The organism is Leptolyngbya sp. FACHB-671 (assembly GCF_014695745.1).
GTDB lineage: Bacteria > Cyanobacteriota > Cyanobacteriia > Elainellales > Elainellaceae > JAAUTN01.
The window spans coordinates 102,922-121,880 of sequence record NZ_JACJOV010000157.1 but is presented as its reverse complement, the minus strand read 5'-3'; the positions used below and the strand labels follow the sequence as shown (position 1 = coordinate 121,880).

Here is an 18,959-nt window from a genome sequence, read left to right as displayed (position 1 = left end):
GAAACAATTTTTGGTTTCTGTCATCGTGCCTGTCTAAGTCAGCCCCAAGATAACTCATCCAAAAAGTACTGGCATCTCAACGATTTGCCCTAGGATCAAGGCTGTCGCGCAAACCATCCCCCAGCAGGTTAAATGCCAGAACAATCAGAGTAATTGCTAAACCCGGAAACACAATTGTCCAGGGCGAGGAAAGGGAATAACCGCCTCGAAACGAGTCTGACAGCATCGTGCCTAGCTCTGGTGTCGGTGGTTTTGCACCTAAACCCAGAAATCCTAAACCAGCCGCCTCCAGGGTTGCCGTACCCAATGCCAGAGTCGCCTGCACGATAAGAGGAGCAAGACTGGCTGGCAAGATGTGGCTAATGATGATGCGATCGGAAGTTGCACCAAAAGCTCTGACGGTTTGGATAAAGTCTTGTTCGCGTAGAGATAGCACCATGCTGCGGGTCAGGCGAATGAAGATCGGAATTTGGACTACGCCAACCGCAATCATGACGCTGGGAAGGCTAGGGCCGGTGACGGTGACGACGGCGATCGCCAGCAAAGTGGGCGGAAAAGCCAGCAAAATGTCTGTAGCCCAACCGATCACCGTTTCCAGCCAGCCTCGAAAGTAGCCTGCGACCATTCCTAAAAAAGTGCCAATCAGCAGACCTGACCCCACCGAAATCAAGCTAATCGTTAGCGAGATGCGAATGCCGTACCAAATTGCGGTTAACATATCCCGCCCTAATCCATCTGTACCCAGCCAAAATTCCAAATCGGGTGGGCTGAGGCGAGAGGCATAGTTTCGTGCTGTCGCAGCATCATAAGGACGAATCAGCGGAGCCAGCACTGCCAGCAACAGCAACGCCACTGTGAGAAATAGCCCAATTCTGCCAGAACTAGATTTAAGGAACTGGCGATAAACGCGCTGTAAAGGTTTCGATGCAGCCTGTGTGGAGACTTCAGGGGAAAGGGTTTCCATGAGTAGAGGGGCTAGGGACTGGGAACTAGGGGTTGGAGGCTAGGGGTTGGGGGTTGGAGGCTAGGGTTATTATTTGTATTGGATTCTGGGGTCAAAGAAGGCGTAGGAGAGATCGACCAGGAGGTTGATCAGGACAAAGGTGATGGAAACGAAAACTACACCTCCTTGAACAACCGGATAGTCTCTGGCGAGAATGCCGCCGTAAATCCATTCGCCGATGCCGGGCCAGGAGAAAATGGTTTCGGTGAGGACGGCGCTGCTGAGCAGGGTGCCAAATTGCAGCCCAATGATAGTGATTACGGGTAAAAGGGCGTTCTTGAGCGCATGTTTGAGAATGACCCAGCGTTCTAAGAGGCCCTTTGCTCTGGCGGTGCGGATATAGTCTTGGGACAGGACTTCTAGCATGGCGCTGCGAGTGAGGCGAGCGACGATCGCCAAAGGAATGGTGCCAAGGGCGATCGCAGGCAAAATCAGGTGAGCCAAAATATCTCTCAGCGCCGTAAAGTTGAACCGCAATAGCGCGTCCAGCACATAGAAGCCCGTGATCGGCTGAAAGCCAAACCCTTCACTGATGCCAATTCGTCCGCTGGGCGGCAGCCAGCCTAGATTCACCGCAAATAGGTAAATCAACAGCAAGCCTAACCAGTAGACAGGCATGGAAACGCCGACCAGCGAAACCGTCATTGCTAGGTTATCTACCCAACTGTTTTTACGAACTGCGGCAATAATTCCTGCTGGCACTCCAACCAAGATTGAGAACAGCACAGCGGAGGCAGTTAATTCAAAACTGGCTGCCCAACGTCGTCCAATTTCAGCGGCGATCGGAATTCCGGTGACGATGCTGTTACCAAAATCAAGCCGCAGCACGCTTCCTAAAAAAGTGAAGTATTGAATGGGCAATGGTTCGTTTAACCCCATCTGCTCTCGAAAGGCAGCAATCTGGTCAGGCGTTGCCCTTTCTCCCATTAAAAACACGGCCGGATCACCGGGAATTGCATGGAGCAGGGTAAATACGAGCAGGGTAATTCCCAGAAATACGGGCACTAGCCCAAGCAGTCGTCCAACGATGTATCGCAGCATGATTAGCTATTTGCTAGCAAAACTCCAAGCGTGAAACTCATTGCAAAAAGCGAAAGATAGGGAGCAGCAAATTTTGGTGTTGCTGAATGCGAGTATGATCCACGGGCATTGATCCCACCTGTAGGGGCGTTTCGCGAAACGCCCCTACGCAATTCATAGCCCAAATCAGCAATGCCCAAATTTTTAAGGGCGCAGCATTCGGCAGCTCTGCTCTGCAATAGAGCTTTTGCCTGAATGCCACGCCCCTACACTGCTTCATCACTCCTCCGTCCTGAAGGCGCTGTTCCCTAAAAGGTTTATTCCTTGCTAACCGTGTTGAAGGGTTCAGATCCTAAGGGGCTAGGGTTCCAACCCTGGATGTTGGTGCGCTGTGCTAGGAGGGGCTGTGAGTGAACGATGGGAATTCGCACAACTTCGTCGTAGAGAATTTTGTCTACTTCAGCGTATGCCTGTTCCCTTGCACCCTGGTCGTCTTCGGCACGAGCCTGATTGAGTAGCTCAATTACGCGATCGCTTTTCCATTCACCGATATCAGTGGTGCCACCTGGTCCAAAGTGATAGTAGTAGAAGTTATCAGGGTCACCATAGTCGCCTGTCCAACCCAACATGAAGGATTGAAATCCGGGTAGCTTTTTGCTGTCTTCGATGTAGACAGCCCAGTCTTTGGTTTGTAACGAGACGTTAATGCCGATCGCACTCAGGTCAGCCGCAAATGCTTCAGCGATCGGTTTGGGCGTAGGAAAGTAAGGACGAGAAACAGGCATGTAGTACATTTCCAGGTCAAAGCCGTCGGCGTAGCCCGCTTCACTCAACAGTTGCTTTGCCTGTTCTGGGTCATAGGGATAAACTTCCAGGTCGTTAGCGTTGAAGTTTTCCATGGAAGGAGGCAAGAAGTGCGGATCAGATACGCCTAGCTCACCCCAGAAAGCACTAACAATTTCTGGACGGTTGATTGCTAAGGCGATCGCCTTCCTCACTCGCACATCTGCCAGCGGCTCAAAGCCAGTATTTAGTCCTAAATAGCCAACATTGAAGGATTCGCGGAAAACTGCTTCTAGATTATCGTCACCTTCAATTTCCTGAAGCTGGTCTGGCGCTAGCTCTACCGTAAAGTCAATGCTTCCGGCTCTTAGCTCAGCTAATCGAGCTGAGGGGTCAGTGATAAAGCGGACGACAAGCTGCTCTTCAGCGGGTGCTCCATCCCAATAGTCAGGGTTGGCTGAGAGAATGACGCGATCGCCCGATCGCCATTCGTCCAAAACGTAAGGACCAGTTCCAACTGCGGTCGATCCAGGAGTTCCATAATCTGGTCCAGCTTCCTCGATCGCGGTCGGGCTAGCAATGCCAAAATAACCAGAACCGATCGCCACTGGGAAAGCAGCAAACGGCTGATTCAAAACAAACTCGATGGTGTAGTCATCCACTACATTTAGGGACACCAGTGAAGAGGCTTCGTCTCCTTTAAAGCCGCCAAATAAACCGGGCCAGATTTCGTATCCTCTGCCCGCATCGCGATATCCGGTTGGACTAGCCGGGTCCCACCAACGCTCAACATTAACTCTGACTGCCTCCGCATTAAAAGGAGTGCCATCATGAAACGTTACCCCTTCCCGTAGCGTAAACGTCCAGGTCAAACCATCCTCTGAAGCCGACCACTCTGTAGCTAAACCTGGGACAGGAGAAGTGGTTCCTGGTTCAAAGTGAACCAGGCGATCGTAAATCTGTTCGTGTACATAAATTGAATTGTTGTCCGTGATATTGCCAGGTTCGAGGTTGGCAGGTTGTCCTCCCAGCCCAAACACAAGTGCCTGCTGTTCTGAAGATGCGGCAGGGCTGCTTGCTTCTGGAGAATCAGTCGCGTCTGGAGAGCCACCACAGTTTGAAAGAACTATGGTTAGAGCAAACACCATGCTTAGCAGCACGGGTTGCCACCGCCTCCATCGTTTCCATCGTCTGATCATGCTGTCCTCGCTTAGTTGAAAGTTTTTTATTAAAGATTCCGTTTTTTTGGCGGATCTAGCTGGAAATTCAATTTACACCGGACAATGCTAGAGGGATGAACTGGCAACAAACTGTATCAGTTGTGATAAATGAAGCAACTGTTCTAGCTCTAGTATTGATAGCGGCTATTGTGAAGATACTTACCACTCGCGATCGCCTTCCAAGTTTATGAACTTTCCTGTTCTGGATGTCCGCAATCTGTCTATCAGTTTCCCTACCGATGCAGGCATTGTGAGAGCGGTGCAAGATGCATCTTTTACTCTGGCAGCGGGTGAAACTCTGGGAATTGTGGGTGAGTCTGGCTCAGGTAAATCAGTCACTTCCCTGGCAACGATCGGGCTGTTGCCCAAATCTGTTCAGGTTAATGGAGAAATTTGGTTTCACGATCCTCGCTCCGTATCAGCAGAGCCTGTAAATTTGCTGGGTTTGCTAGCAGGCGATCGCCGCACCTACCGAGGTGGGCAAATCTCAATGGTGTTTCAGGAGCCGATGACTTCCCTGAATCCAGTTTTTACCTGCGGCGATCAGGTGGTGGAAGCAATTCTGCTTCATGCGGAAGTTTCCCAGGAGGAAGCCCAAAAGCGGGCGCTCGATCTGTTTCGAGAAGTCAAGCTGCCCAACCCAGAAGCGATGATGAACCGATACCCGCATCAGCTTTCAGGCGGGCAACAGCAACGAGTCATGATCGCAATGGCGCTGAGCGGCAATCCGGCAGTGCTGATTGCAGATGAGCCAACCACAGCACTAGATGTAACGATTCAAGCCACAATTCTAGAGTTGCTGAGGGAAATTCGCGATCGCCGGGGCATGTCGATCCTATTCATCACCCATGACATGGGCGTAGTCGCCGAAATTGCCGATCGCGTCATGGTGATGTATCGCGGTCGAGTTGTAGAAACTGCAAATGTTTATGAGCTGTTTGCTCAGCCTCAGCACCCTTACACCAAAGGGCTACTCAGTTGCCGTCCTCGCCCCGATCAGCAGCTAAAACGGTTGCCTACGGTCGCAGACTTCATGCAGGTACAAACCAACCCGGCAGGACAACTCGAAATTCTCGCTAAAACGCTTGACTCCAATCAAACGGAAACACTTTGGTCGGAAGTGCCCACAACCGAGCGTGACAACCGATATCACAGTCTACTTCAACAAAAACCGCTGCTCTCGGTTCGCAACCTGACCAAAAGTTTTCCGATTAGAACGGGGCTGTTTGGTCGTAAAACCATGCTCAATGCAGTCGATGATGTCAGTTTTGACGTGTACCCCGGAGAAACGTTGGGTCTGGTCGGTGAATCGGGCTGCGGCAAGTCGACGCTGAGTCGAGTGCTGCTCCGGCTAATTGAACCAACTTCAGGAGAAGTCATCTTTGACGGACAATCCGTGTTTAACCTAAATGCTGCTCAGATGAGGCGGCTGCGACGGGAAATGCAGATCGTGTTTCAGAATCCGTTTGGCTCAATGGATGCGCGTCAGAGTATTGGTGCTGCTCTAATTGAGCCAATGGTGATTCACAACATCGGCAACTCGCGAGACGATCGCTGGCAGCGGGCGATCGCCCTCTTGGAGCGAGTTGGACTAGACGGCAGCGCTATGCACCGGATGCCTCACGAATTCTCTGGTGGGCAACAGCAACGAATCTGCATTGCCCGCACCCTGGTTTGCCAGCCACGCTTCATTATCTGCGACGAGTCGGTTTCTGCCCTGGATGTATCTGTGCAGGCGCAGGTACTCAACTTGTTGAAAGATTTGCAGCAAGATTTTGGCTTGACCTATATTTTCATTTCCCATGATTTAAGCGTGGTGAAATTCGTCAGCGATCGCATTATGGTGATGAACCAGGGCAAAATCGAGGAAATTGGAGCCGCTGACGCAATCTACAACACACCTCAGCAGGACTACACACGCCAACTGATCCAGGCAATTCCCGATACTCGGCTAGAAGATCTTCAGGCAAGACAGACACAGCGATCGGCGAAAGTAAACAGCTTTCGTTCCTAAGCTGGAACATTGATCATCTCACGAGTCAGAATTAACAAACTTCTCAGGACTGACTCTGGCTGTGTTGCATTAACGATGACCAGAGGCGAGCAATATCGATCGCTCTTAAGACCCAAGGCTAGCTCTGCATTAGCAAGTGTCCACGCATCTGGACAATCTGCATGAGTCAGACCAACAATCATGGGCACCTTGCTCCGCCGACTCAAGTTACTCAGAATACGACGAGTCGAGCGAAAATCTCGGGGACGCTGAGCATCCACCAAAACCACACAGGCATGGGCTCGACGCAGTAAAATGTCCCACATAAAATCCAGATGAGGACTTTCGGGAATACCGTACAAGTGCAGCATTTGATAATCGCCAAAGGTCAGCCGACCAAAATCGAGCGTTGACATACTTTGCTTCTGCAAATCAATATTCGTGGGTTGTCGCTCTAGACTAGCAACATCGATTTCGCTAACCGCACGAATAAAGCTTGTTTTTCCGACTCCCGTGGTGCCTGTAACAACAACACGTAGAATTTCCATTTAAGTTTTGCTCCTTGGGTAGCTCACCAAATTCCACAAAAGTGAAAGGGGGTTTCTGGTTGATCCTTAAGCTTTTTTACCCAGAAATGGTCAGAAAATCTCAAGGGTTTTCACTTTAAAAGTGCTATGTAGCTGTTATAAAAACTTTGGGGCAATTGCGTCTCAGCATTCAACTCGATATTGACTCCGCAATATCGCTGGTTTTTAGCTACCCATTCGTCAAATATTAATTTAAATTAAGAATTACGCCTGAACCTTACGAAAGGTACATTTTTAGTATTTTTCAGTTTTTCTAAGAAATTTAAGTAAATGAACAAATACAAGGAACGGGGTACTCCCCCATTTTTTTCAACAGTGTTTAATGAGGTCTACTTACTTAGTACAGCTATATGATTCAGAAAACTCGTGGGGCGATCGCGGCTGGAAATTTGCAAACGGCTGAAGCGGGAATGGAAATGTTGCGGTTAGGTGGAAATGCGTTTGATGCAGCAGTCGCCGCAGTTTTAGCCTCATGTGTCACAGAAGCAACGCTCACTTCTTTGGCAGGTGGTGGTTTTCTACTTGCTCATACGCAGCACAACGAAAACATTTTATTTGACTTTTTCACTCAAACTCCAGGTCAAAAGCGAGACGTTAAAGACATTGATTTTTGTCCTGTTTCAGTCAATTTTGGCAGCGTTGCTCAAGAGTTTCATGTTGGACTAGGGGCGATCGCCGTCCCTGGAACTGCAAAAGGGCTTTTCCACGTTCATAAACGATTGGGCAGACTACCGCTTGAGGTAATTGTTGAACCTGCAATTCACTACGCTAAAACGGGTGTCCTGTTAGATGATTTTCAGTCCTACTGTCTAAAAATTTTAGAACCGATTTTGCTGGGTACCGCAGGATCGCGGGAGATTTTTGCTCCTAATGGAGCGTTACTTCAAGCCGGCGAAACCTTTGCAATTCCAGATCTGGCAGACACCTTAAATTGTTTGGTAGAAGAAGGAGTTGAAGCCTTCTACGAAGGCGAAATCGCTCAACAACTGGTTAAGGATTGTCAGGAAAACGGAGGATATTTAACTTTAGAAGATCTCAAAAATTATCGGGTGATTGAACGGAAACCCTTAAAGACTAGCTACCGAGGCAACACACTTTTAACAAACCCTCCCCCTAGTTCTGGCGGCAGCCTGATCGCATTTACCTTATCACTACTATCTCAGTTAGACTTATCTACCGTTGGCTTTGGCACAACTGAACATCTGAAAATTCTATCCAATGCAATACGCTTGACCAATCAAGCTCGAACAGATGGATATGATGCCAACCTATATCAACCCGATGTAGCACAAAACTTTCTGTCTTCTGAACATATCAGCCAATACGCTAACCAACTCACTCCTGTAACCAATAAGTGGGGTAGTACAACGCACCTGAGTGTTGTTGATGCAGAGGGAAATGCCGCTAGCGTCACCTCATCCAATGGGGAAGGCTCTTCTCATGTCATTCCTGGAACTGGAGTGATGACAAACAACATGTTGGGCGAAGCAGATTTACATCCCACTGGGTTTCATCAGTGGCAAAACAATGTAAGAATCTCTTCAATGATGGCACCTACGATGGTGCTACAACAAGACCAGCCTGAGATTGTTTTAGGTTCTGGTGGCTCCAATCGAATCAGGACTGCTATCCTTCAAGTCATCTCCAACATCATTGATTTTGATATGTCGGTAGATAATGCAGTCAACAGTTCTCGGATGCATTGGGAGAATGATGTGCTAAGCCTGGAGCCCGGCTTTCACCACTCAGACTTTGAGAAAACATCTTTTCCTTTTAATGGAGAACTGGTGTTATGGGAAAACCATAATATGTTTTTTGGTGGAGTACATAGTGTGATGCAATACCATGATGGAACAATTAGTGGAGCGGGCGATCGCCGCCGAAACGGTTCAGTTGCCACCAGTTAATCCTCTTGTAGAGACGCAATTAATCCAAAGGCAAAGATTAATCACGTCTCTACAAAATTGAAAATTGTGGCTTACATTGCCAATAAGTCTTCTAACTCATTCAGTGCTTCACATCCGCTGCTCGGTCCTTGGTTAAACGTAGTCGAGTCCAAAAAGTGAACATTTGACGCTTCATCCATAGACTTCCCGCGTCCATACAGATACTCATCTGAGTAGCGACGGAAGACTGCTTCCACAGCAGCACGGGCATTTTTGAGTCCCCACTCGGCAGCAATGAGTTCAGCCTTATCAAGGACATCCTGGCTTAGCCTTACTTTGTTGTCATACATAGCTGTGTATCGTTAGATAAAAGAAACAAACCACGAACATTTGCAAACTGAGGATCACCCATCACAGCAAACAATTTCCGCCCTGCCAACCGCTCTGCGATCAGGTGAGAACCTCCCCCTGTCACCAAAAATCGGGTCACTCTCGCCATGTAGGGCGTATATTGAGCCTTGATGGTTTGAAAAATTCCTTTAAACCAGGAATCTAAATGCTCTTCCAGCCAGGGTGCCCAAGTTAACTCGGTATCTGCATAGGTATGTCCTACCCGAAAGCCATCCATTACAATGCTGGGGTCTGCGGTTGTGCCGAGAATATCGGTCAATCGTCTGTCGAAGCTAATCGACGCAGCTAACTCATAAGTTCCGCCCCGATCCATGACGTTTTCATCAATCACGTCACCTTCTGCATCAACCAGACGAGTTAGCCAAGTTCCTCCCCCAATATCAACCACAATCGTGTATCCGTTGTTGGGAATGTGTCCCTGCTTACGCGCGTAGTGGTAAGCCCCCATGCCTTCCCGCTCAACCTCAACCTGCTCTACATTGACCCGAAACTCAACGCCATTCCGAACAAACTCATGCAGTCCCAAAAGTTGCTCTCGAATCGCGTCTTCGTTTCTAGCAGGTTCAGGAGTAGAAACGTAAAGGTTTAAGGGGAACTCAGAAACTTCTGCACCTGTAGGTTCGAGACAAGCGTACAAGTGTAGCTTTGCCAGCTCAACTTTGTTTTCGACTACAGTTTGCTGCTGCCTTCTGTATTTATAAGCCTGTGCGCCAAAGTGGCACCGTGTACCATCAGGTAGCGCAATGAGAGGCGAGGCTTCAGAATAACGAACAGCATCTCGACCTTGAGGTAACTGGAAACGTACAGACCGAATCGCCTTTGGATGCCCCGTGCCGTCATAAAACTTAAGGTCATAGTTACCCGCATCCAGTGCCAGGGTTCGAGTCGCCGTCACAGGAGTTGGATCTTTACTAACTCTTCTCTGTCTGGTACCTATAGTCATATGTCTCCCCCTGTTTCCAGGTGTGCAGGTTTGCCCCCATCAGTACATATGTACTATAGCACCATAGACAAAGATGTGGGTCATCGGACGTTGACTAACTGTTATGGAAGCTTCATCTACAAATTCTTCAATCTCTCAACGCGCTTTGTAGAAACTTGGCAAGGAAGACTGCTATACTTATCTACTGTCTGTGCCGATGTGGCTCAGTGGTAGAGCACTCGATTCGTAATCGAGCGGTCGCGGGTTCAAATCCCGCCATCGGCTTTAAGGTTGTAGAGTGATGCTTTATTTAGACAAATAAAGCATCACTCTGCAATCTGCTTGGCAAGCCGAACCTTCGACGTGGAGATCACTGACTATAACTATCCGTCGCGATTTATCGACTTCTAATGAGAGAGCAAGGGGCTCGGCTGCGTCAGATTGCCGTTCTCGGTGGCTACACGCACCACATCGCCAGAGCGGTCGATCGCCTTCGTAAAGACTTTAACCAGCCGCTTCGGATTGAAAACATTGCACGAGAGCTTGGCATGAGTGTTTCGGGCTTTCATCATCACTTTAAGTCGGTTACTGCCATGAGTCCTTTGCAGTTCCAAAAGCAACTGCGGCTTCAGGAGGCTCGCCGTCTAATGCTGGGGCAAAATCTGGACGCGACCACTGCGGCGTACCAGGTGGGGTATGACGATCCTTCACACTTTAACCGAGAGTATAAGCGGCAGTTTGGTGCACCCCCAATGCGCGATGTGGAGCGGCTAAGAGAAGTCGCAAAAATTGGTTCAACTTAGTTCTTCACAGGTCTACTTCAGGCTCCGTAAAACGTCTGTCTCACATCTGTTGTGCTCTTGTCGCTGCGTTTAATTGAGCACGAAAATGCGGTTTCCTGCTCAGAATTATCCCTTATCATAAAGCCATTCAGTAGAAGAGCAGTCAACAGGGCACAGATTGCAAATGAGTATCCATAAGTGAGTATCTATAAAAGATATTTCTTCGAGAGTGAGGTAGTTCAACTTGACTTATAGAAGACAGTTTATGGCACTCTCGGTGTCCACTCTGCTTGGGTTCGTAGTATCTGATACAGGTAAAGTAGTTGCCTTGCCTTATTTGCAGCAATTGCTAACTCAAAGTCAAACTCAAGTTGGAACAACGTTTAGCCAACTTCAGTGCCAATACATTAACTTGAACTATCAAGAAGCCTTTCGTCAGATTTGCTCTCTTGGACTTAAGAGAATTCGCTTATGTAGCTACTGGCATGAGATTGAGCCATTAGAGAACTCGTTTGATTTCACGACTCTTGATTGGTTACTTGATGAAAGCCACAGACACGGAATCGAAGTGATACTTACAGTTGGCATGAAAGCACCACGCTGGCCAGAGTTTCACTTCCCCAGTTGGCTAGCTGCCCAACAGGATACTTCTATCACTTCTCAACCTGTTGATCACAATGCAGCGATCGCCAATTACACATTACGCTTCATTCAAAAAGTTATTGAACATACCCGCGATGCGCCCAATCTTAAATACTGGCAGATTGAGAATGAACCGTTCACTCGACTAGCCATTACATCGGGGCGTTATTTGAGCTATGAATTTGTGCGTCAAGAGGTTGAGTTAGCCCGTACACTAGCGCTGCCGAGACAGAAACTGTTGCTAACTAATGCAATTACACTACCCGATGCAGGCTCGAATGAGGACGATCGAGCATTCCAGGAAAGCCTATCGCTTGCTGATGCAGTTGGAATCAATGTTTACACACAGGTTCCAGATGGCAATCTATCTAGTTACCTACAACCATCCCCTGCATACTGGTACAAACTCAATGCATGGCAACAACAACTGTCTACGAGCGGCAAAGAAGCATGGGTTTCGGAAGCACAAGCGGAACCTTGGGAACCGAATCACCTTGTTGCCCTGGATGCTGTTCAGTATCCCAGTTCATCTCCCCAACAAACTTCTGGGCTTGTAAACCTGTTAGTGGATTTAGGCTATCGCACTATTTTGCTGTGGGGGTGCGAATACTGGTACTGGCATCAACAAAATGGGCGCGATCGCTGGTGGAACACGATCGAACAATTATCAAAAGCACCTTCTCAATCTATCCAGGAAGTTTGATATCCCACAAATATCATTGTTCTGACTGTTGATCGGGTAGCCCCTTTTTTGCCCTGTTCTGTATTCCTCTGTATTCAATAGACCTCTGAATCACTTCTTAAGGCGTGAATGGTAGCGCAGCGGAGCCGCGCTACCATTCATGCTGAAGGTCTACCACGACCACAGATGGACAAACTGGAAAAATAAACAGTAACAAAGATTACAAAATAGAATATTTTTTAGAAAAACGGCTAGTCTGGCCATAGGGATCAATAAATAGACATTCAGTTCGTGGAATTCCACGATTGCGAGAAGATTTATGGTTTTATCACCGCTGGTACCGTTAGAAGCACCTTCTCCAGCTCACATTTGCCCAGCCGATCAAGCCTGTAGCTATCTTGAGGCGGCAGCTAGAGAATTGCATTTAGATCAAGGTGTTCTAACTATTCTGAGCAATCCGCGTAAGGTCGTCACTGTCTCCATTCCCATCAAGTTAGATAATGGCGAAGTGCGGGTTTTTGCGGGACATCGCGTTCAGCACTGCGATATTCTTGGACCTTATAAAGGCGGGACTCGCTATCACCCAGCCGTAACGTTGCAAGAGGTTTCGGTGCTGGCCATGCTGATGACGTGGAAGTGTGCGCTGTTAGGCATTCCTTATGGTGGAGCCAAGGGAGGAATTGCGCTCGACCCCAATCGTTATAGCGTGAATGAATTGGAGCGGATTACGCGCCGCTATACCAGTGAGTTAATTAAAGACATTGGCCCATCTGTTGATATCCCGGCTCCTGATGTGGGCACCTCAGCCCGCGAAATGGCATGGATGATGGACACCTACTCGATGAATGTGGGCCATGCGGTGCCAGGAGTAGTAACGGGTAAGCCCATTTCAATTGGTGGGTCGCGCGGGCGCGAAATGGCTACCGGACGAGGAGTGATGATTGTGGTACGGGAAGCGTTGGCAAAGCAGGGAAGGGCGATCGCCGATTCCCGCATTGTCATCCAGGGTTTTGGAAATGTTGGCAGTGCCGCAGCTCTATTGCTACATCAAGCTGGAGCTAAAATCCTGGCAGTATCTAGAGGCTCTGGCGGAATTTTTGCGGCAGATGGGCTCGACATTCTAGCGCTCAAGGCCTACTCTGCAGAACATGACAAAAACCTGAAAGGCTTTCCTGGCTCCGTTCCCATTAGCAATGCTGAGTTACTGGCTTTACCGTGCGATGTTCTCATTCCAGCCGCTCTAGAAAACCAAATTACTACGGACAATGTTGACCAGGTAAAAGCCAGCATCGTTGCAGAGGCGGCAAACGGACCAGTTTCCTTAGAAGCAGACCGGGCACTAGAGGCACGAGGAGTAACCGTTCTTCCAGACATCCTGGCAAACGCAGGCGGAGTAGTGGTGAGTTATCTGGAGTGGGTGCAAGGACTTTCCTACGTGTTTTGGGATGAAGAACGAGTTAACCGAGAAATGGAAGGATTAATTGTCCACGCCTTTCAGCAGGTAATGGAGCAGTCCCAGATGAGACAGGTGCCAATCAGGCTTGCCGCATACATGCTAGGGGTAGGGCGGGTTGCTCAAGCTCTGATCGACCGAGGACTTTATCCGTAATAACGTTTCTCTAAGAAGGGGCTACAGGTAGAAGGGCACCCCGCTTGGCAGGGTGACTTCCACCTGTAGCCCCTTCTTGGAATTGGTATAACGTGAGTGTGACTTAAAAATAAAGCGGAAGTATGTACACTTCCGCCACTGCTTCCTCGATTAAAAATTGATATAAGTTACGAACTTAGCCGTCGGTTGCAAAACCGACTTTAGAGACCAGGGTTCTGGTCTTTGTCAACTTTAGGTACAACGTCTGGACGCTCTTTGCCTTCCCAGCCAGGAGGACGCTTCGAGTTATACCAGGCGATCGAACCAATGGTCACAGCGGCAATAAACCCGACGACGTAAACTAGCGTAGCGGAAATTGGAAAATGAGGTCCGGCAACTTCCGTCATTAAAGTCATTGGCTATCAGCTCCTCTATAAAACATTAGATAAACATACAAAAAAACGCTAAAGAATACATCCACCTTTCTAGGTATCCATCGATACGCTTACTCTGCTGCGGCTTCTGGTGGCGGTGCAGGTTCGGAGACGGGCTCAGTTGGCACAACTACAGGAGGTAATGGTTCAGGTGGGGCGGGTTCTGCTGCGGGAGCAGGTTCAGGGGCAGCAGCCTCTGGCGGAGCAGCGGGAGCAGGAGCTGAGTCACCACCAGAGTCACCGGAATCGCCACTATCTCGCAAGCGCTCTCGCAAATCCTCGGTCTTCTCCTCTTCCTCATTGCTGCGCGATCGCTCTCTCCGCGAAGGCTCAGATCGTCTCTCGGTGCGATCGCCGCCCTCGTCGTCGTCATTATCATTATTCCTAGCACTGCTTGCCGAAACGCGTCCTGGTCGCACAGGATCAGCTTCAATACTGCCCCTACGCCCTTCTAGTCGAGGTAGTTCAGGAAATTCTTGAACCGGTAGCCATTGCACAATCGTACCCATAAAGTCCCGCCAGGTACGAGCAGCCGTACTGCTGGCTCCGTACGTTGGGCGGCTGTCATCATTTCCTAACCAAACGCCAGTTACAAGCTGAGGTGTGTAGCCGACAAACCAAAGATCCCTTCTTTCCTCAGAAGTGCCCGTTTTTCCAGCGACCGGGCGACCCAGTTGAGCTCGTGCTCCAGTTCCATTTTGGACGACTCCTTGCAGCATCCAGGTCATGATGGCTGCGCTGGTTTCGTCCACCACACGCTTGGGTTCAACCTCCGATTCATAAATCACTTCACCAGAGCGATTGATGACTCTAACAACGCCGTGTGGTTCGGCATAATTTCCTTGCGTTGCCAGGGTGCCATAGGCACTGGTTAGCTCTAGCAGGTTAACCTCAGAGGCTCCCAAAGCCAGCGAATAGGTGGGCAACAATTCTGATTTAATCCCCATGTTGCTTGCCATCCTGATCACGGGGTCAAACCCAACATCAATCAGGGCTTTGACTGCAACGATGTTGATCGAAGAAACTAGAGCATCTCGAATGGAAACGCTGCCTCTATACCCTCTGCTGTAGTTTTGCGGTTCGTAGCCGTCTACAACAAATTTGGCATCTACATAACTCTTGTATGGAGAAGAACCAGAGGCGATCACTGCTGTATAAACGAAGGTTTTGAAGGTAGAACCAGGTTGCCGCTGTGCTTGGGTTGCTCGGTTGAACTGGCTTTTAGCAAAATCATCACCCCCAACCAGGGCTCTGATTTCGCCATTGCGCGGGTCGATGCAAACCAAGGCTGCTTGCTCAAAGTTTTGCCCCGGACCGTAGTTGGCGATCGCATTTCTCACCGTATTTTGAGCAATTCTTTGCCATTCCAGGTTCACGGTTGTTTCAACGGTAAGACCACCGACTTTCAGTTCTTCTTCTGGAATAAGCAGGGGAAGCTGTTGCTGAATATAAGAGGTGAAGTAGGGAATCTCGCTGTAAAGCCGCTTTGGAATGCTGGGGTTAACCGTTAGCGGAGTGGCGATCGCCGCATCCATTTCAGCTTGCGTGATGAATTCTGAATCTAGCATTCGGGCTAGCACCACGTTGCGCCGCTGCTCAGCCGCTACCGGATCAACCAACGGAGAATAAACGCTAGGAGCCGGAGCCATGCCTGCAATCATCGCCATCTCTGACAGCGTTAGCTGATCGGCAGTTTTACTGAAATAGACCCAGGCTGCATCCGCTACTCCATAGGCACTAGATCCGAGATAAACCAGGTTAAGGTAGTACTCTAAAATTTGCTGTTTATCTAAATCGCGCTCAATCTTCTGAGCCAGTAAGGCCTCCCGCAGTTTTCGCTGAAAGCTACGTTCTTGAGAGAGAAAAACGATTCGGGCCAACTGCTGGGTGATGGTGCTACCACCTTCTACTAATTCACCTGCTGAAACGTTGGCGATAACTGCTCTGGCGATCGACTGATAATCAATCCCGTTGTGTTCGTAGAAATCCTGATCCTCTGCCGCCAGAAATGCCTCGATCAGTTGCGGCGGAATCTGGTCAAAAGTCAGCTTATCGCGAGTTGCGGGACCAAGCTGCTGCAAGATGGTGCCATCCGCTGCTTTGATGGTCATCGTTCCATCGCGTACAAAAGTCAAGATGTTGCCCGTGTCAGGCAGCTTTTGATCAACAGCCTGCACCGTTCGATAGGCATAAACTCCGCTACCAACAACGCCAGCGCCAAGTCCCAGCAATACCCAGGGCCACCAACGCCGATAGAGCGGCTTTTTGTGCCCGGGCTGGGGAGTACCCTGCCCTGGAGACTCCGAGCGGCGACGAAGTTTAGAGTTGGTCATTGACTGCAATTTTGCAAACAACGGGGCAGCAGGAGACTTTGAGCGCCGCCTACTTCGTCTAGCAGAAGGATTTTGACGCGAACTGCCAGACTTGCCAGATGCCCTATTAGATTGAGTTGAACCAGAATTGTTGAACTTAGCCGACATGGCTTTGAGCTTGGAAATAAAATCTGCCACTTCAGTTCCTCTCGCACCACCACAAGCCAAGCCGCTTCTGTCGATCTATAGGGCTTGGGAAGAATCTACACCCCAGTGTATCTAGTCTGTTCCAGGTTGCAGCTTTGGGTTGGAAGGCGATCGCTCCCTTCACAGCTACAGCACAATTTCCTGGTTCCTCCGGACGAATTATCGTTAAGTCTAGTGCATCAACAAATGAATTCATCCTTAGCTGCTCAGAATTGGCTCGGATCAATGAAACCTGGAAACTAGAATTTAGTCGGTCTAAAGTCTAAGGGCTAAAGCCTGAATTCCACAAGCGAATTTGACCAGAACTGATGGTATGAATTGCACCTCAACGCCCTCAAACTCCTGCATGTCCAAGTGCTAGAGCCGTAACCAACATGCCAAAAACCAAAAATGGCTGTGCGCTAGCTTGATACTTTACGTCGTTTTCTACGGGATTCCGCAAGAAATACATATCCTGAAACGTAATTTGCGGAATGATCAGCAAAATCAGGATGACAGCATAGAGATTTTGGTGAATGCTAATTAGATAAGCTGCAACCCCAGATTGAAATACGTCAATCATCAAGACGCAAATCCAAGCAGCCGTACCAATGCCAAACATCACGGGTAAGGATTTGAGACCGAGTTGGCGATCGCCTTCCACACTCTTGAAATCATTCACAACCGCAATGCCCAACCCCGACAAGCTGTAAAACAGCGTCAGCACTACAATTGTCGGATTCAAATCGCCAAACAGAGCATGACCTGCCCACCAAGGCAGCGCAATATAGCTAGCTCCCAACGCATAATTGCCCAACCAGCCATTCTTCTTGAGCTTGAGCGGTGGAGCGGAATAGATATAAGAAATGAAACATCCTCCCAGCGCCAACACTGCAATTGTAGGGAATTCATGACCTGCCCATACATCGAGGAGGAAGGCAACACCTAACCCAGCACCCAGCAAAACGAGAATTTGAACCACCACCTGAGGCACGGAAATTGCACCAGAAGGAATGGGGCGATAAGGCTCATTGATCGCATCAATATCGCGATCGTAGAAATCATTTAGCGTCTGAGTATAGCCAGTCAGCAGCGGGCCAGACAGCAGCATACAGGCAGCAGCCAGCAGCACATTTTCCAGCGTCCAGGTATAGCCACCCGATGAAGCTGCCCCACAAACTACGCCCCAAATTAATGGAATCCAGGTAATCGGCTTCATTAGCTGCAGCCGGATCTTCCAGATCGAAGTTTCTCCAGCTTCTGCACCCTTCATGCCTAAAAGCTGACGGGCTTTGCCACTACGGTTTACAGCAGCGGGTGTAGCAGCCTCTAGGGGTGAATTCGGATCTACGCCATCAAGGGGGCTGTCCTGAATTTGCTCTGATGAGTCTGCCGAAAACTGAGGGGAAGTGGGTTCAGCCATGAGGTTAATCCGATATGAAAAAGCTTGAGAATCAAGAACGCTTCATTTAATAGCGTAGAAGACTTCCTGTAATAGCGTAAAAGACTTCCTGCCAAAAGCACGAATCTTCTAAGGGCTCTTCTAACTTCCAATTGGATTGAATGATACCAATCTGATTCCTAAGCTTTACATAAACTTCACAAACGTCCGCCATCTTGATTCTCAATGACAAGTTTCTGCAAAGACTGGGTGTCACCCTCTCCTCCGTTCTGGAGAGCAGACTATATTCTTTGGATAGCTTCTTAAGTATTTACACGGTCATTGTTTTCAAGCATTGATGGCAGGAAGGTTAGGATGACCCAATATACAGTCTCAGAGGCAACCCTCTCAAACTCTCTAGCACCTTCCATTCAGTTGGGAAGAGACGTTCATCCGTCAGCTTATTCCGTTTTCAAGCGGTTGCTTGATATCGTAGGTAGCCTGGTGGGGTTGCTAATTTTGGCGGTAGCGTTTGTCCCAATTGCGATCGCCATCAAGCTAGACAGCCCCGGTGCAGTCTTTTATGAGCAAGAGCGCTTTGGCTTGCAGGGTTCCCGCTTCAAAATCCGCAAGTTTCGCTCGATGGTTGACAATGCTGACCTACTCAAGGCACAGGTTGCTAACGAAGCTAAGGGAATGATCTTCAAAAACGAACAAGATCCCAGAGTTACTAAAGTTGGGAAGTTTTTACGGAAGACCAGCCTGGATGAGCTGCCCCAGTTTTGGAATGTGCTGGTTGGCGAAATGAGCCTCGTAGGAACTCGTCCTCCTACTTCTGATGAGGTTAAGCACTATGGCGATCGCCACTGGCAGCGCCTTAACGTCAAACCCGGATTGACGGGCGAATGGCAAGTCAGCGGTCGTTCTTCAATCAAAGATTTTGAGCACATCGTAGACCTGGATCTGCGCTACCAGAGCCTCTGGAACCCAATGTATGACCTGGTGATCATCTGGAAAACGGTTCAAATCCTATTCTCTCGTCGCTCTGGTGCTTGCTAGAGCAATTTCTGGGAAAAGTTATAACGTTGCTTTAGAAAGAGGCCACAGATGGAAGGGCACTCCGCTCC

Annotated in this window: 16 protein-coding genes and 1 tRNA gene; 7 read left to right on the top strand and 10 right to left on the bottom strand. The window is 49.0% G+C overall.

Features of this window, described 5'->3' with window-relative positions:
- Positions 1 to 76: 76 nt before the first annotated feature.
- The 4 genes from H6F93_RS28700 to H6F93_RS28685 all read right to left on the bottom strand — a co-directional run bounded on the left by H6F93_RS28700 (position 77) and on the right by H6F93_RS28685 (position 4,005).
- Positions 77 to 964, bottom strand: a complete 888-nt coding sequence (locus H6F93_RS28700; RefSeq protein WP_190643331.1) for an ABC transporter permease — start codon at positions 962 to 964, stop codon at positions 77 to 79.
- 69 nt (positions 965 to 1,033) lie between these two features.
- The gene (locus H6F93_RS28695; protein ID WP_190688556.1) at positions 1,034 to 2,044 is read right to left on the bottom strand and encodes an ABC transporter permease; all 1,011 of its coding nucleotides are present in this window, start codon (positions 2,042 to 2,044) and stop codon (positions 1,034 to 1,036) included.
- A 37-nt stretch (positions 2,045 to 2,081) separates the two neighbouring features.
- Complete coding sequence (locus H6F93_RS28690; RefSeq protein ID WP_190688554.1) at positions 2,082 to 2,303, bottom strand: hypothetical protein; 222 nt, start codon at positions 2,301 to 2,303, stop codon at positions 2,082 to 2,084.
- 37 nt (positions 2,304 to 2,340) lie between these two features.
- The gene (locus H6F93_RS28685; RefSeq protein ID WP_190688552.1) at positions 2,341 to 4,005 is read right to left on the bottom strand and encodes an ABC transporter substrate-binding protein; all 1,665 of its coding nucleotides are present in this window, start codon (positions 4,003 to 4,005) and stop codon (positions 2,341 to 2,343) included.
- Positions 4,006 to 4,213: 208 nt separating this feature from the next.
- Here H6F93_RS28685 and H6F93_RS28680 point away from each other — a divergent pair, with 208 nt between their 5' ends.
- Positions 4,214 to 6,040, top strand: a complete 1,827-nt coding sequence (locus H6F93_RS28680) for an ABC transporter ATP-binding protein (protein ID WP_190688550.1) — start codon at positions 4,214 to 4,216, stop codon at positions 6,038 to 6,040.
- Here H6F93_RS28680 and H6F93_RS28675 read toward each other — a convergent pair.
- Positions 6,037 to 6,567: a GTP-binding protein gene (locus H6F93_RS28675; RefSeq protein WP_190688549.1), complete on the bottom strand. Its 531-nt coding sequence runs from the start codon at positions 6,565 to 6,567 to the stop codon at positions 6,037 to 6,039. The genes H6F93_RS28680 and H6F93_RS28675 overlap by 4 nt on opposite strands.
- Positions 6,568 to 6,956: 389 nt before the next feature.
- Between H6F93_RS28675 and ggt the strand changes: the two genes are divergently transcribed.
- On the top strand, positions 6,957 to 8,513 hold the full coding sequence (ggt, locus tag H6F93_RS28670; protein ID WP_190688547.1) for a gamma-glutamyltransferase: 1,557 nt from the start codon (positions 6,957 to 6,959) through the stop codon (positions 8,511 to 8,513).
- 71 nt (positions 8,514 to 8,584) lie between these two features.
- On the opposite strand, the gene H6F93_RS28665 is transcribed toward ggt, so the two are convergent.
- Both H6F93_RS28665 and H6F93_RS28660 read right to left on the bottom strand, forming a co-directional pair.
- The gene (locus H6F93_RS28665; protein ID WP_190643396.1) at positions 8,585 to 8,842 is read right to left on the bottom strand and encodes a hypothetical protein; all 258 of its coding nucleotides are present in this window, start codon (positions 8,840 to 8,842) and stop codon (positions 8,585 to 8,587) included.
- On the bottom strand, positions 8,824 to 9,846 hold the full coding sequence (locus H6F93_RS28660; protein ID WP_190688543.1) for a ParM/StbA family protein: 1,023 nt from the start codon (positions 9,844 to 9,846) through the stop codon (positions 8,824 to 8,826). The genes H6F93_RS28665 and H6F93_RS28660 overlap by 19 nt, the downstream gene beginning before the upstream one ends.
- Positions 9,847 to 10,038: 192 nt before the next feature.
- On the opposite strand from H6F93_RS28660, the gene H6F93_RS28655 reads away from it, so the two are divergent.
- The 4 genes from H6F93_RS28655 to H6F93_RS28640 all read left to right on the top strand — a co-directional run bounded on the left by H6F93_RS28655 (position 10,039) and on the right by H6F93_RS28640 (position 13,540).
- Positions 10,039 to 10,110: transfer RNA gene (locus H6F93_RS28655), tRNA-Thr, on the top strand.
- A gap of 125 nt (positions 10,111 to 10,235) precedes the next feature.
- The gene (locus H6F93_RS28650; protein ID WP_242042339.1) at positions 10,236 to 10,628 is read left to right on the top strand and encodes a helix-turn-helix transcriptional regulator; all 393 of its coding nucleotides are present in this window, start codon (positions 10,236 to 10,238) and stop codon (positions 10,626 to 10,628) included.
- A 244-nt stretch (positions 10,629 to 10,872) separates the two neighbouring features.
- The gene (locus H6F93_RS28645) at positions 10,873 to 11,952 is read left to right on the top strand and encodes a beta-galactosidase (RefSeq protein ID WP_190643324.1); all 1,080 of its coding nucleotides are present in this window, start codon (positions 10,873 to 10,875) and stop codon (positions 11,950 to 11,952) included.
- A gap of 298 nt (positions 11,953 to 12,250) precedes the next feature.
- Positions 12,251 to 13,540: a Glu/Leu/Phe/Val family dehydrogenase gene (locus H6F93_RS28640; protein WP_190688540.1), complete on the top strand. Its 1,290-nt coding sequence runs from the start codon at positions 12,251 to 12,253 to the stop codon at positions 13,538 to 13,540.
- A 200-nt stretch (positions 13,541 to 13,740) separates the two neighbouring features.
- Here H6F93_RS28640 and psb35 read toward each other — a convergent pair whose 3' ends face one another.
- From psb35 to chlG, 3 genes are all read right to left on the bottom strand, one after another.
- Positions 13,741 to 13,935, bottom strand: a complete 195-nt coding sequence (gene psb35 / locus H6F93_RS28635; RefSeq protein ID WP_190643322.1) for a photosystem II assembly protein Psb35 — start codon at positions 13,933 to 13,935, stop codon at positions 13,741 to 13,743.
- Positions 13,936 to 14,024: 89 nt separating this feature from the next.
- Positions 14,025 to 16,463, bottom strand: coding sequence for a transglycosylase domain-containing protein (locus H6F93_RS28630; RefSeq protein WP_347277372.1), 2,439 nt, complete (start codon positions 16,461 to 16,463; stop codon positions 14,025 to 14,027).
- Positions 16,464 to 16,806: 343 nt separating this feature from the next.
- Positions 16,807 to 17,874, bottom strand: a complete 1,068-nt coding sequence (chlG, locus tag H6F93_RS28625) for a chlorophyll synthase ChlG (protein WP_190688537.1) — start codon at positions 17,872 to 17,874, stop codon at positions 16,807 to 16,809.
- A gap of 333 nt (positions 17,875 to 18,207) precedes the next feature.
- Here chlG and H6F93_RS28620 point away from each other — a divergent pair, with 333 nt between their 5' ends.
- The gene (locus H6F93_RS28620; RefSeq protein ID WP_190643319.1) at positions 18,208 to 18,891 is read left to right on the top strand and encodes a sugar transferase; all 684 of its coding nucleotides are present in this window, start codon (positions 18,208 to 18,210) and stop codon (positions 18,889 to 18,891) included.
- Positions 18,892 to 18,959: the final 68 nt, after the last annotated feature.